We start from the raw sequence: 12,257 nt of genomic DNA on the forward strand, positions 1-12,257 counted from the left end.
CGTCGACCGTCCGGCCCGCGCCAGCCCTCTTGCAAGGGCTGGAGCGGGCCAGGTGCTCGGCTCCTAGGAACCGAGCAGGTCCCGCATCGTGGCGATCTCGGCGGTCTGGTCCTTGCGGATCGTGCCGGCGAGCGCCTTCGCTTCGGCGTTCTTGCCGTCGCTCTGCTCAGCCTTGGCCATCTGGACCGCACCCTCGTGGTGCGCCACCATCATGGTCAAGAACATTTGGTCGAACGCCACGCCCGAGGACGCTTCGAGCTCGGCCATCTGGTCGTCGCTCATCATGCCCGGCATCGAGCTGGAGTCGTCGCCCATGTTCGAGTGGTCCATCCCGCCCATGTCGTCGCCGTCGGCAGGGACGTCCTTGCCCCACTCCTTCAACCAGCCGGTCATCGTGTCGATCTCCGGGCCCTGGGCGGCCTCGATGTCCGCAGCCAGTTCCAGGACGGCGGCGGTGTCGGTTCGCGTCTTGGCCAGCGCTGCCATCTCGGTGGCCTGGCGGTGGTGCGGGATCATGTCCTGGGCGAACGAGACGTCCGCCTTGTTGAAGTCGGCACTGGCCGACGAGTCGTCACTGCTGGAACAGGCGGTCAGGGCTGCTGCCGCCACGGCGACGAGGGTCGCCACCTTCATTCGGGTACGCACGAGCTGTTCTCCTTGGGGTCTGCTTGACAGGGGTCGCTTGAACGGCGTGAACCCGCAGGATCACGCCGAAGGCTGCCTGTCAGCAGCGCAGAACGGTCGTGCGTTGTCGCGCCGTCATGGCCTCGAACGCATCGCGTAGCGTTCCGAGCCGTACTGCTGTCGGCGGCGGGCGCTGCCACAGCACCCATCGGAACACCCCACGGGGCCACCCGATCAGCGCGACGAACGAGACCAGCAGCGCCAAGCACATCGCCATCAAGCCGCTGCAGTCGGCCATGCCACCCTCGGTGCCTTGACCCATCGGATCCCCGCCGTCCGGAGCGGCCACCACGGCCACCACGGCCACCTGCGCGACGTCGGAGTGATGCGCCGGCGCCGCCCCCAAAGCCATCTGGGCGTGAGCGTCGTGCCCGCCAACGGACGCCGGCTCGAGCAGAAGGCTGTGCATCAGCACGATCCCCAGGATCAGCGCAGGCGCCAGAAGCGCCATCAGCCACCGGGGGCCGACGGACGCTCTCGAGCGTGCGACGGGGTACGACATCAGCCTCATCCTACGGACCCGCGCCCCGACCGGCCCGACAGAACGAGAACAGACCAGCGTGGTCTCGAACACTCGCCACCAGAGACCTATACCCCCCGGGGGTATGCTTGAGTGACCAGACAAAGGGCTCAGGAGGACGCGATGGACCAGCACGGCACACACCACCACCACGACATGGACCACACCGACCACGGCGACGCGGGGCACGCCGGCCACGGGGGTGGCGTGAACTCGATGGCGGCCAGCGCGACACTGCACTGCCTGACCGGGTGCGCCATCGGCGAGATCCTTGGTTTGATGATCGGGACTGCCGCAGGCCTGTCCAACGGGGTCACCATCGTCATCTCGGTGGCGCTGGCGTTCGTGTTCGGCTTCTCGCTGTCCTCGCTACCACTGCTGAAAGCAGGCCTGGGAGTGGGTGCCGCGCTGAGCGTGGTGCTGGCCGCGGACACGCTGTCCATCGCAACCATGGAAGTCGTGGACAACCTGGTCATGGCAGTCATCCCCGGTGCCATGGACGCCGGGTTGGTCAACGTCCTGTTCTGGGTGGGGATGATGATCTCGCTGACGGTGGCGTTCTTCGCCGCCTACCCGGTCAACCGGTACCTGCTCCAGCGAGGCAAGGGCCACGCGCTGACTCACGAATACCACCAGGCCGCCCCCGCGGCTACCGGCTTCCGGCGCTTCATCCCGTCCATCCCGACCAACGCCCTGGTCGCGGTCATCGTCGCCTTCATGCTCGGCGGACTCGTCGTGTCGATCGCTGACGACCTCGGAGCGGGAAATGACTCGCACTCGGCCGCAAGTGCCGGACTGCTCGACCGCTGAACCACCAAGGCGTCCGCCCGTCGGCGCCTTGACCTTACCCGGAGCTCACCAGACTGCGCTATCATCGCCGCATGACGATGACATTGGATGCAGCCGCTGCGACAGCCGAAGAGCCTCTGACCGCTGCTGCGTGCCTCTTTCACGGGTTCAGTGACCGCTCGCGCCTGGTGATCTTGCAGCACCTGTTGTCCGGCGAGCACCGGGTAGTTGAGCTGACCGAGCACCTGGGACTGGCCCAGTCCACCGTGTCCAAGCACCTGGCCTGCCTGAAGGAGTGCGGCCTGGTCACCTCCCGGCCACAGGGCCGGGCGTCGGTGTTCAGCGTCACCCACCCTGAAGCCACGACCCAGCTGCTGGCAGCGGCCGAGACGTTGCTGGACCTGACCGGCTTCGCCGTCACCCTGTGCCCGACCTACGGAGTCAACCGATGAGCACCCTCGACCAAGCAACCAAGCAGCGCCTCGGACGTCGCGCCAAGATGCTTGCCGGCCTGTCGGTGACGTACAACGTCGTCGAGGCCGTCATCGCCATCACCGCTGGCATCGTGGCCGGATCCGTAGCCCTGGTCGGGTTCGGCCTGGACTCGGTCGTCGAGGTCTCCAGCGGGCTGATCATCTTGTGGCAGTTCTCCCACCGCATCCCGGAGTCCCGCGAGCAGCAGGCGCTGCGACTGCTGGCGTTCTCGTTCTTCGCCCTGGCCGCCTACGTCGGGTTCGAGTCCATCCGCAGCCTGCTGACCGGCGCCGAGTCCGACCCATCGACCGTGGGCATCGTCCTGGCAGCGGTGTCGCTGGTCGTGATGCCGTTCATCTCCTACGCGCAGCGCCGCACCGGCAAGGCGCTCGGCTCGAACGCGGTCGTCGCCGACGGCACGCAGACGCTGCTGTGCACGTACCTGTCCGCGGTGCTCCTGGTCGGTCTGGTCCTCAACGCGACGCTGGGCTGGTCGTGGGCTGATCCCATCGCCGGGCTCATCATCGCCGGCGTCGCCGTGCGTGAAGGACTCGAGGCGTGGCGCGGCGACGGCTGCTGCTCACCCATCAGCCGAGACAGCGACGACGCTGGCTGCGGTTGCACCGACTGCCAGGACGACTGCTGCGCACCGTCGAGCGCGCCGCAGGTCCTTCAGCTCGGCACAGACAGCAAGTCCTGATGGGGTCCGGACACAGCCACGGGCCTCCCGCAGGACACGCCGGCGCCAAGTATCGCGGCAAGCTGGCCATCGCGTTCGGGCTCATCGCAACGTTCTTCGTTGTCGAGCTCGTCTACGGCCTGCTCGCGGACTCCCTGGCGCTGATCTCCGATGCCGGCCACATGGCGGCCGACGTCGTAGCCCTGGGCGCGGCACTGGCTGCGACCAAGATCGCGACCCGCAAGGACACGACCGGCCGCCGGTCGTTCGGGTCCTACCGGGCCGAGGTCTTCGCGTCCGGCCTGACCGTCCTGCTGATGCTGGGAGTGTCGGCCTACGTGGTCATCGAGGCCATCAGCCGCATCGGCAGCGACCCTGAGGTCTCCTCGGGGCCCATGGTCGTGGTCGGCGGGCTCGGTTTGGTCGTCAACGTCGTCGTGATGCTCCTGCTGCGGGCCGCGTCCAAGGAGAGCCTGAACGTCGAGGGCGCCTACTTCGAGGTTGTCGCCGACACCGCCGGGTCCGTGGGCGTCGTCGCCGCCGGCATCCTCATCGCCACCACCGGGCAGGCGTGGTGGGACACGGCCGTTGCCGTGGCCATCGGTGCGTTCGTCGCTGTCCGCGCCGTCATCCTCGGCCGGCAGGTCCTGGCCGTCCTGGGTCAGCACGTCCCAGAGGGGATGGCCATCGACGCGGTCGCTGACGACCTGGCCGCCATCCCCGGAGTCACCGACGTCCACGACCTGCACATCTGGGTCCTGACGTCGGGCATGAACGTGGCCACCGCCCACCTCGTCGCCGACGACACCGATGAGTTCCCCCGCATCCTCGAGCGCGCCCGCACCACGTTGAAGACCACCTACGCCATCGAGCACGCCACCCTCCAGGTCGAACGCACCGCAGCACGCGAGTGCCACGAGATCGACTGGTGACCAACACCCCAGGAACGAGACGACCGATGAAGACCATGACCAGACAGACCAAGATCGCGATCCTGTTCGGGCTCATCGCAGTAGCCCTGTTCGGCGGGGCGTTCGTCTACCAGAACCTCGGTGGCACCGAACCCGCCGACGCTACCGAACGACAGGACATCACCGTTCGCGCGGACAGTCACCGTCTCGACACCGCCGATGACGGCAAGGTCACGCTGGTCGAGTTCCTGGACTTCGAGTGCGAGGCCTGCCGTGCCGCGTACCCGTTCGTCGAGCAGCTCCGCGAGCAGTACGACGGCCAGGTCACGTTCGTCCTGCGCTACTTCCCGATCCCCAGCCACACCAACGCGAACAACGCCGCGTACGCGGTGGAGTCCGCCGCCCGCCAGGGCAAGCTCGAGGACATGTACAAGCGGATGTACGACACCCAGGCCGAGTGGGGAGAGTCCCAAGACTCCAAGGCCGACCTGTTCCGCAGCTACGCCCAAGAGCTGGGCCTCGACATGGCCCAGTACGACGCCGACGTCGCCAGCCCCGACGTCGCAGCACGCGTCGCCAAGGACGTGGCCGACGGGCAGCGGCTCGGCGTCACCGGGACCCCGTCCTTCTACCTCAACGGCGAACCCCTGATCCCGTCGACGACCGACGAGTTCATCGACGCCATCGACAACGCCCTGGCGAAGTAGGACGAGCGCGAGCCTTCTTCAAGGCCGCGTCCCCTCCTCGGCGCACCGTTCCTGCCCAGACGTGAGGTGCGTCAACTGCTGCCCCCTGGATCCGCGAGCGGTACGGGAGCACACTGGAGGCATGAGCGTCTTGCCTCGCAGGAGTGCCGCAGAGCAGGCCAAGAACATGGCCCTAGCGGAGGCGCTCGCACGCGCGGTCGAAGAAACCCACCTCGGTGACATCCTAGCTACCAGTGGCATCACGACCGTCGCGCTGGACGAGGACGGACGCATGGTCGAGTACCGGCCCGACGGCACCACCACCGTCCTGAGCTGAGTCCGGCCACCACGGCTCTGTCGGTGGCGGGAGCCACGATGGGACGGTGACCGACCCGACCGAGAAGTGGCGCCAAGCGTTCCGCGACCTGCAAGCGCGCCTGCTCGAGTCCGGGGTGCTGGATCTTGAAACGCTCCGTTCCCAGCGACGCGACCCCAACACGGCAGCCACCGCAGACTGGGCGAGAACGCAGGGGAGCGCAGTCCTTGTCCTTGCCGACGCCGCCGGCCCCGTCTACCCGACGTTCCAGTTCACCGACACCGGCGACCTGCGACCTGAGCTAGCCCCGCACGTCGCAGTCCTTCAGGATGCGGGCCTGTCACCATGGCTGGTCTGGGCGTGGCTGACTGAGCCTGTCGCGCTGCTGTCCGGCGACGTCCCGGAGCAGATCATGGTCACCAACCCGCGCCGCGCAGGACGTGCTGTTCGACGGTACGCCGACAGGTACCGCGTCGGAGGCTGACCAGAACCGTCTCCGCAGGGATGGCTACTTCGGTGTGATGTTGACGTCGCACATCTGGTCGCCGTGCTGGAGACCGACCATCCCGTTCATCACCTCGGTGGGGACCTTCTCCGAGAACGGGACGCGGACATCCTCGCCCGGGCCGACGGTGACGGTCTTGGTCGCCGTGTAGGCCTCCTGCCCGACCGGGAACCACTGGGCCGTGACGTCGACTTCACCCGCGACGGTGCCGGAGTTCGAGACGTTCCCGGTCGCGACCAACGAGTAGGTGGACGGCTCGATGACCAGCGGGAACTCGTTCTCACACGACGACGTCACGGCCAGCACAGCCTCATCAGGGAGTGCCGGCGTCGCAGAGTCAGCAGTCGTCGTAGCGGCCGCGAGCGGTACGGGAGCTGAGTCTGACTGAGAGTTCGTGCTGCACGCGGCGAGCATCATCGCGCAGACCGCACCGATCGCGGTGCATAGCAGGTTCTTGCCTGTCACCAGCGGCATCCCTTCGTAGATGGTGGCGCCCGAACAGGACTGTACGGGTCCACCTGCGCCCGTGAGGCCGATTCTGGCTGGCCAAGCCGCGGGGCTTCGTCGCGTGAGGCTGGACTGCTCAGGGTTGCGGCTTCGGCCGTTGTGAAGGTGTCTGTCTACGGGAGCGTGACGATGTCGTGCTTGATGAGGCCTGCCTTGACCATCCACTCCCAGTGTTTGTCTGCGGTCAGTATTCGTGCCTTGTGACGCTCTGAGATGGCCAGGATGGTGGCGTCTGCCAAGGAGAGCGTGGACCCGCCGTCGTGAGGGTTCTTCGGTGGCCCCGGGTGCGCTTCGGAGATTTCGAGCAGATCGGCGGCCCGGATGAGGTCAACCTCGGTAGCGGGCTCGATGGTCAGCCCGTGGCTTAGCAACGCCGAAGCGATCTGCTGACCGGAGCTGGAGTTGCCCTTCGCGCGCGATCGGGCGATGACTTCGGTCAGGACCGGGCCAGCCATGATGCCGGCGTAGTCCTCATCGTTCTGGATCTTCCTGAGAGTGGTTTGGATGCCCTTCCACCCCTGCTGCTTCAGTATCAGACGGATCAGGGCCGAGGAGTCGAAGCTGAGCTTCATCCAGCCAGTCCCAGACGTGACAGCAGGTCATCGGCCAGGGCGTCTTCGGTCAGGGGGTCGGCGGGGGTGTCCGCCAGCGCCGCGTGTCGGGCGTTGTCCAGCGCGGTGTCGCCGTCGCGGAAGGCGCGCACGTCCGCGCCGGCATCTCCAGTGGGTTCGCCACTGTTGTTGGCCCACACCTCAGCCATCAGGGCGTGGGAAGTCGTCACCTTGAGAGACGCGCCTTCCAGCGACAGGTGCAGGACGTCGCCCGCCTTGACGCCGAGGGCTCGACGGAGCTCGGCAGGGATGACGACGCGGCCTTCCTTGCTCATCGTTGTGTCAAAAGAGGTCTCGTGTGCCATAGAAGCCATCATACGGCAGAACTGTGCTGGTTTGCCATCTGATGACAGTGGTTCAGTGACGCACCCGGTCGGGTGCCGCGCGTGCGGCCGTTCTTCGGGTGACCGCGCGGTGACGACACTTCACAAGTGACGCTCCCGCTACGCTCCCTCTGGTCTACGACCAGCACACGTCCGCAGTCGCGTAGGAGCAGCATGTCCGTCATCGTCGCCGTGCTCGGCCATCACGGCGTGGCACTGGCTACTGACAGCGTCCACATCGACCTGCCCACCGGCCGGTGGGGTACCGGCTACGTCAAGCACGTCCAGGTCGGCACCAGGGCCGGAGCCTTCGCCGGTCTGTCAGACGTGTCTGGCCAGCAGGTGGCGACCTGGCTGACCCAAGCACTACGACGAGCGAACACCCTCGCGGACGTCACCGGTGAGTTCATCCAAGCCGCAGGACCTCTGCTGACCGGCGCGTACTCCCAGTGGCGGACCCTCGTGGGGCATGAGGTGGATGCGTCGGAGTTCCTTCAGGTCCTGGTCGTGGGCTCCGAAGGCGGTTCGTACCGTGCTGTGGAGATCCAGGCTGGCTTGTCGGGTTCTGGCGGTGTGGCCCTGTTCCCGACCTACTACGGGCCTGCTGACAATGCTCGCGTTCTCGTTGCTGGCGCCATCGACTACGACCTGATGGCCCACTCGGACGTCGGCAGGATGGTGCGCTTCGCAGACATGGTGCAGCTCGGCGCTTCTTCTATCCCGGCTGTACCGGATCTGTCTGCTCACCTCACCGCAGACCAGTACGAGCAGCACGCACGACGACTGGTCGAAGCCGTCTTGTCTCGTGAGCAAGCGGGCGGGCGACTTCAGCTTCCTGACGGGTGGCCCGCCGTGGTGCCGACGGTGGCCGGCCCGGTGCATGCGATCGGCTTCTAGTTCGCCGGCAACGCGCGCACGATCGGCAGAGTTGTCGGCGTCTCGTCCTAGGCTGCTGGTCATGAGCTCGAACTTGGCCACCTGTCCGTCCTCTCGTCGGCGCAAGGGCGAGTGACGTGTCATCCGAGGTGCTGGAACTCCAGCTGGACCTGAGCGCCCATGGGGGTGCTCGGGTCATCGAGGCCCGCCTACCTAGGTCCGCCTTCGGGCGCCTGAGCGTGGGTGACGTCGTCATGGTTGTAGATGACTCTGTCGAGCAGCGCCTCTACCTGGTGGCCGAGCTGAGCAATGGCGACCGGGACGTGCGCCTACTGGCCGTTGACCCCGTCTCGGCTGCCGCCGACCGCCCGGCAGGTACTGACGGCGCGGACCGGGCCTAGAACTTCGCGCCCCGGCGTTCGCGGACCGCGGGCTCCGGGCGTGCGGGGTCAGCCGAAGATCCGCTTGAACAGCGAGGGCTTCTTCGCAGCACGGGCTGAAATGGCGTCCAGGTCGATCTCGTAGGTGATGGTCAGGCCGCCGTCGGCGTCGCGCTTGGGCGAGGGGACGCACACGCACGGGGGCTTCTGGCAGTCCAGGTGCGGCACCGGCATCGACGCCTCGACCTCGTCGTGGGTGTACGTGCGCGCTGGCAACGTCTGGCATGGCGGGCACGGGCACCGCATGAACACGAGCTCGGGGTAGCGCGACAGTGACGCCAACGTGGACTGGACCCGCAAGGTTGCGGCCTGGACCCAGTCGCGGCCCTCGGCGTGCAGGAACTGGGCCTGCTCGTAGTAGACCGAGGAGAGCCCGAACGTGTCGTTGTCCTTGGACAGCTCGATGACGCGCCGGTTGCTCAGCGCCCAGTACACGTCTCCCAGCAGGGCAGGTGTTCCGAACCTGGCGGTCAGCTCGTCGGCCTGGGCGTCGAACGCTGCCTCGTCGAACCCGATGCGCCCAGCCAGCAAGAGGACCTTGTTCCGCTCACGTGCTGCGGCGTCGGACACCTTCAGCTCGGCGGCCTGCTCGAGGGTGAACAGCTGCGCCTGTCCGGCACGCTTGCGGACCACGATGCCGACACCGCACTCCGGGCACGTCGCGGACTTGGCAGGCTTCTCGGGCAGGACGACGCCGCACCCCGGGCACGCCGGCGGCGCGTCAGCCTCCTTCGCCGCGGCCACCATCTCGTTGACCTTGCGCAGGCGTGCGGCCATCTTCGGGGCGCCGGACCCTGGTGCGGCAGGTTGGCTGTCGTACCGCTGCAAGATCGCGAGCTCGCCTGCGAGGTCGCCGCGCTTGCGGTAGATGATGGCGATCTGTTCGTAGTAGAACGGGGGAACACCGTGGCCGGTGGACTTGGCTTCGCTCTCGACAGCCTTCACGAGTCCGTTCAGCAGGGTCAGGGCTTCGTCGAGCCGGTCGTCGCGCTTGAGCTCCTTGACCTTGTCGACCCAGTCCGTGTAGTGCTTGCCCCGGTAGTTGCCGGCGGTCACGTTGTTCTCCTGCCCTCGTCAACCAGACGCTGCGCGCTGACGCGAGCTCGGAACGCGTAGTAGAGAAGCACGAAGAGTGCCCCGATGACGCACACCGCGTACACGACGATGTCCGCTCCTTCAGCATCAAAGCAAGCCTGTGCGGCTACCGCCATGGCAGTGCCTAGGGCAACCATGGGAACGATGAGCTTCATGCGCTTTCGGCATCGCCGGATGGTTCCTGTACCAAAACCTTCGAGGTAGGGCTCCCAGTGGTCGAGTACCGCGTACAGAGACAGAAGCACGGCGGCGGCGGTCCCAACGATCCGCAGACGCCCGCTGGCGACGTCTTCAGGCGAACCGACCAGCCAGCCGATGACGGCGCCAACGGCAAGGCACAGGATGGCCGTCAACAACAGCCTGCTCATGGCCTCGATTTCACCGGACTCATCCGACGGTTCGGGCGGAGGGCTGCTCACTACGTCATCCAACCGCACTGTCGCCTGCCCGCGCAGTTGAACACTCCGAGATCCTGGCCGCCGCAAGCTTTGCCCGGACCGTGTTGACATGCTCACCGACAACGGCTTCCTCGCTAACGCTTGCGCCGGTCTGTACAACGTTGCCGTCACCGGCGGATGCATCTGGCTCTTCTTCCTGACCACGGTCCCGCTAGCGGCGTACCACCGTTTCATGGGGGAATGGCACGACGCGAGACCCCTACACAAAGTCGGCTACGTTTTGGCCTGGGTGGTAGGCGGCACCTTCGCGGTCGCATGTTGGTTCGCGATCCCGGTGCTCATCGACCGCCGTCCCTTCTGACGCAGACCGAGGCATCGAACCCGGCGCGGGACGTCGCACGCTCGGCGACTCGGGCTAGCGGACGTCCGATCGTCCGTCCGGGAGTGCGCGCCAGACCGCTGGCGTCTCGGAGCTGGCGGTGACGAGGCCCCGGTCGGCTAACGCCTTCAGGATGCGAGGAGTGTTTGTCGACGCGATGCCCGTCTTGGTGGCAACCTCCGCTGCCGTCAGCCCTGTGGCAGACGTTGCCGCCACAGCATCTAGGACCTTCTGCTGCGACCTGCCTAGGGACCGCCCGAGTGTCGCAGCTGCTGCGGCTGGCGGTGGAGACGTATCCTCTTCTCGGAGACGTTCGGCGAACGCCACAAGCGCGCGCCCGACATCTTCAGCGAGAGACGCGATCGCGTCTTGTCGAGATGTCATAGCAACATGATAGTCGCGATGATGGTGATAGTAGATGGCATCGTGTTACGACCTGTGACAAGTCGATGAAACGCGACAGCTGATATCCAGGTAGTAGAAGCGGAAGGACCCCGGCCGAATCGACCGGGGTCCTTCCGCATACTGGTTAGGCCAGCAGGATCTCTTCGGGCCTTCGGTGAGCTACCGACGTCGCGTGAGCATCGAACGCCGATGCGAGAAATGCGTCTACGTCGCCTCCGAACGACTCCGCAGCGATGTTGAGGACTTCTTCGACGAGTGTCTTTCCGTGAATCAGTACGACGGGGTACTGATCGTCAACAATTTCGATCTGAGCTTGCCTTGAGAAGCTGCCAGTGGTGACGAAGACCCCGACCCATCCCCGTTTGAGTCGGGCAACAAGCCGCGCCACCTCGTCGGGACTGATCGACGACGAGGTTTGCTTGCACTTGGCCTGTCCGAGCACCACGATTGGGGTGGTTGATCCACCAAAGCCGATGTCGAGTCGGCCGACGAAATCCAGTCCACCGTCGCCTCCGGCCTTCGTGATCCAACCGTCCCGGTAGCTAGCTCCGGAGCTACCAAGAACACGGCCAGCAACCCTTGCGGCGAGACTCTCGAAGGCGTGCTTGTTGTCGTCAAACTGGTGATAGATGCGCTCGAGTACGTCCGCCTGGTCAGAGCCTGCTGGCGGCTGTTGATCGGACTTGGCCAATACGCGGGAGCTGATCACACGGCGTCTCACACGAGAGATAGACGCCTTTCCCTCTCGAGTCCACCGCTCCCATGCGTCAGGGGCGTGACGAAGGGTTTGGGCGCTCGACAGTTCGGGGTTGCGGCGGTCGTCGATCCATCGGAAGTCGAACCGGTCCTCGCGGTCTGACAGATCAACCACGCACAGGTCGACGACGATGTTGGGAAACGTGATACCCGTGATGGGGTCCTTCTGGACGACATGCTCCAGACGCTCGATGACGGCGACACCACAGAAGTCGACGTACCCCTTGTCAACGCGGACGTTGCCTATGAATTGCGGTACTGCTCGAAAGATCAGGATGGGGGGAGCGTCCAGTCGCTCGGATTCGACAGGACTCGCGTGAAGGTTCCACGCTTCCAGCAGTGCTCCGTTGCCTGGCGTGCTGCCGACCGGGCCCATCGTCGACACTTTGTGGTCGCCGAAGTATCGGACGTGGCCGTAGTCAAGCGAGAAGACATCTTGCCAGGGGGTCGTCGCGACCCCTGCTTTCCAAGGACTAGACCGAAGAGCTAGAAGCGGACGGCGCTCAACTCCGTCGTGGGTCACGGTGGAAACGCGATTGATCCCACTCTCTAGGAGAATTCGCTTCCCTGTGGGAACTTCGGGATCACGAGTCAAGTAGTGAAAATTCGTGAATCCATTGAGTTCGGGAATGCTCCTGTCAGCGCCTTTGGAGTAGCGCAGGACCTCGCCCACCGCTGGCCATCTGATGTCCATCCTGGACGAGGTCAAGGTGACGTCCTTGAGGTTCGACTATCGGCGAGAAGCTCTCGTTTGCGCACGGCATCAGCGTGGCACATGCAACGCCAGGACGTTGTAGCTAATCGTGTCTGTAGTGCCGGGTGCTGCCCGTGAAGGACGGCGTGCGCCGACATCTGACTCGCGCCCGGTACTCCGACAGATAGTTGTCCACGTGGCGGCGCTTC

At 65.8% G+C, this 12,257-nt stretch carries 19 protein-coding genes; 10 read left to right on the top strand and 9 right to left on the bottom strand.

Annotated elements, in window-relative coordinates; translation table 11 throughout:
• Positions 1–63: 63 nt before the first annotated feature.
• Positions 64–645 (bottom strand): DUF305 domain-containing protein, encoded by a 582-nt coding sequence (locus JOF40_RS14085; RefSeq protein ID WP_246152862.1) that lies wholly within the window; start codon positions 643–645, stop codon positions 64–66.
• 79 nt (positions 646–724) lie between these two features.
• A complete protein-coding gene (locus JOF40_RS14090) occupies positions 725–1,186 on the bottom strand; it encodes a hypothetical protein (protein ID WP_129184411.1) in 462 nt (153 codons plus the stop codon).
• Between the two features lie 141 nt (positions 1,187–1,327).
• Here JOF40_RS14090 and JOF40_RS14095 point away from each other — a divergent pair, with 141 nt between their 5' ends.
• The 7 genes from JOF40_RS14095 to JOF40_RS14125 all read left to right on the top strand — a co-directional run bounded on the left by JOF40_RS14095 (position 1,328) and on the right by JOF40_RS14125 (position 5,543).
• The gene (locus JOF40_RS14095) at positions 1,328–2,014 is read left to right on the top strand and encodes a DUF4396 domain-containing protein (RefSeq protein WP_245343139.1); all 687 of its coding nucleotides are present in this window, start codon (positions 1,328–1,330) and stop codon (positions 2,012–2,014) included.
• 71 nt (positions 2,015–2,085) lie between these two features.
• The gene (locus JOF40_RS14100; protein ID WP_129184409.1) at positions 2,086–2,445 is read left to right on the top strand and encodes an ArsR/SmtB family transcription factor; all 360 of its coding nucleotides are present in this window, start codon (positions 2,086–2,088) and stop codon (positions 2,443–2,445) included.
• Positions 2,442–3,167: a cation diffusion facilitator family transporter gene (locus JOF40_RS14105; protein WP_129184407.1), complete on the top strand. Its 726-nt coding sequence runs from the start codon at positions 2,442–2,444 to the stop codon at positions 3,165–3,167. The genes JOF40_RS14100 and JOF40_RS14105 overlap by 4 nt, the downstream gene beginning before the upstream one ends.
• On the top strand, positions 3,167–4,078 hold the full coding sequence (locus JOF40_RS14110) for a cation diffusion facilitator family transporter (protein ID WP_129184405.1): 912 nt from the start codon (positions 3,167–3,169) through the stop codon (positions 4,076–4,078). Before JOF40_RS14105 ends, JOF40_RS14110 begins: the two co-directional genes overlap by 1 nt.
• Before the next feature lie 35 nt (positions 4,079–4,113).
• The gene (locus tag JOF40_RS14115; RefSeq protein ID WP_245343140.1) at positions 4,114–4,764 is read left to right on the top strand and encodes a DsbA family protein; all 651 of its coding nucleotides are present in this window, start codon (positions 4,114–4,116) and stop codon (positions 4,762–4,764) included.
• A 121-nt stretch (positions 4,765–4,885) separates the two neighbouring features.
• Positions 4,886–5,080: a hypothetical protein gene (locus JOF40_RS14120; protein ID WP_129184401.1), complete on the top strand. Its 195-nt coding sequence runs from the start codon at positions 4,886–4,888 to the stop codon at positions 5,078–5,080.
• A gap of 46 nt (positions 5,081–5,126) precedes the next feature.
• Positions 5,127–5,543, top strand: coding sequence for a hypothetical protein (locus JOF40_RS14125; protein WP_129184399.1), 417 nt, complete (start codon positions 5,127–5,129; stop codon positions 5,541–5,543).
• Between the two features lie 24 nt (positions 5,544–5,567).
• Here the strand turns inward: JOF40_RS14125 and JOF40_RS14130 are convergent, their stop codons facing one another.
• From JOF40_RS14130 to JOF40_RS14140, 3 genes are all read right to left on the bottom strand, one after another.
• Complete coding sequence (locus JOF40_RS14130; protein WP_129184397.1) at positions 5,568–5,861, bottom strand: hypothetical protein; 294 nt, start codon at positions 5,859–5,861, stop codon at positions 5,568–5,570.
• A 323-nt stretch (positions 5,862–6,184) separates the two neighbouring features.
• Positions 6,185–6,643, bottom strand: coding sequence for a PIN domain-containing protein (locus JOF40_RS14135; protein WP_129184395.1), 459 nt, complete (start codon positions 6,641–6,643; stop codon positions 6,185–6,187).
• Entirely contained in the window at positions 6,640–6,987 is a 348-nt protein-coding gene (locus tag JOF40_RS14140) for an AbrB/MazE/SpoVT family DNA-binding domain-containing protein (RefSeq protein WP_188111848.1), read from the bottom strand. Before JOF40_RS14140 ends, JOF40_RS14135 begins: the two co-directional genes overlap by 4 nt.
• A gap of 192 nt (positions 6,988–7,179) precedes the next feature.
• On the opposite strand from JOF40_RS14140, the gene JOF40_RS14145 reads away from it, so the two are divergent.
• Positions 7,180–7,902, top strand: coding sequence for a hypothetical protein (locus JOF40_RS14145; protein WP_129184391.1), 723 nt, complete (start codon positions 7,180–7,182; stop codon positions 7,900–7,902).
• Positions 7,903–8,018: 116 nt separating this feature from the next.
• Complete coding sequence (locus JOF40_RS14150) at positions 8,019–8,282, top strand: hypothetical protein (RefSeq protein WP_129184389.1); 264 nt, start codon at positions 8,019–8,021, stop codon at positions 8,280–8,282.
• Between the two features lie 48 nt (positions 8,283–8,330).
• Here the strand turns inward: JOF40_RS14150 and JOF40_RS14155 are convergent, their stop codons facing one another.
• Both JOF40_RS14155 and JOF40_RS14160 read right to left on the bottom strand, forming a co-directional pair.
• Positions 8,331–9,377 carry a hypothetical protein gene (locus tag JOF40_RS14155; RefSeq protein ID WP_129184387.1) on the bottom strand — a complete coding sequence of 349 codons (1,047 nt, stop codon included), beginning with the start codon at positions 9,375–9,377 and terminating at the stop codon, positions 8,331–8,333.
• Positions 9,374–9,835, bottom strand: a complete 462-nt coding sequence (locus JOF40_RS14160; protein WP_129184385.1) for a hypothetical protein — start codon at positions 9,833–9,835, stop codon at positions 9,374–9,376. The genes JOF40_RS14155 and JOF40_RS14160 overlap by 4 nt, the downstream gene beginning before the upstream one ends.
• Positions 9,836–9,923: 88 nt before the next feature.
• On the opposite strand from JOF40_RS14160, the gene JOF40_RS14165 reads away from it, so the two are divergent.
• On the top strand, positions 9,924–10,175 hold the full coding sequence (locus JOF40_RS14165) for a hypothetical protein (protein ID WP_129184383.1): 252 nt from the start codon (positions 9,924–9,926) through the stop codon (positions 10,173–10,175).
• 54 nt (positions 10,176–10,229) lie between these two features.
• On the opposite strand, the gene JOF40_RS20375 is transcribed toward JOF40_RS14165, so the two are convergent.
• A complete protein-coding gene (locus JOF40_RS20375) occupies positions 10,230–10,577 on the bottom strand; it encodes a helix-turn-helix domain-containing protein (RefSeq protein ID WP_129184381.1) in 348 nt (115 codons plus the stop codon).
• A 145-nt stretch (positions 10,578–10,722) separates the two neighbouring features.
• A complete protein-coding gene (locus tag JOF40_RS14175) occupies positions 10,723–12,063 on the bottom strand; it encodes a restriction endonuclease (protein WP_245343141.1) in 1,341 nt (446 codons plus the stop codon).
• Positions 12,064–12,257: the final 194 nt, after the last annotated feature.

It is taken from the genome of Aeromicrobium fastidiosum (assembly GCF_017876595.1).
Taxonomy (GTDB): domain Bacteria; phylum Actinomycetota; class Actinomycetes; order Propionibacteriales; family Nocardioidaceae; genus Aeromicrobium; species Aeromicrobium fastidiosum.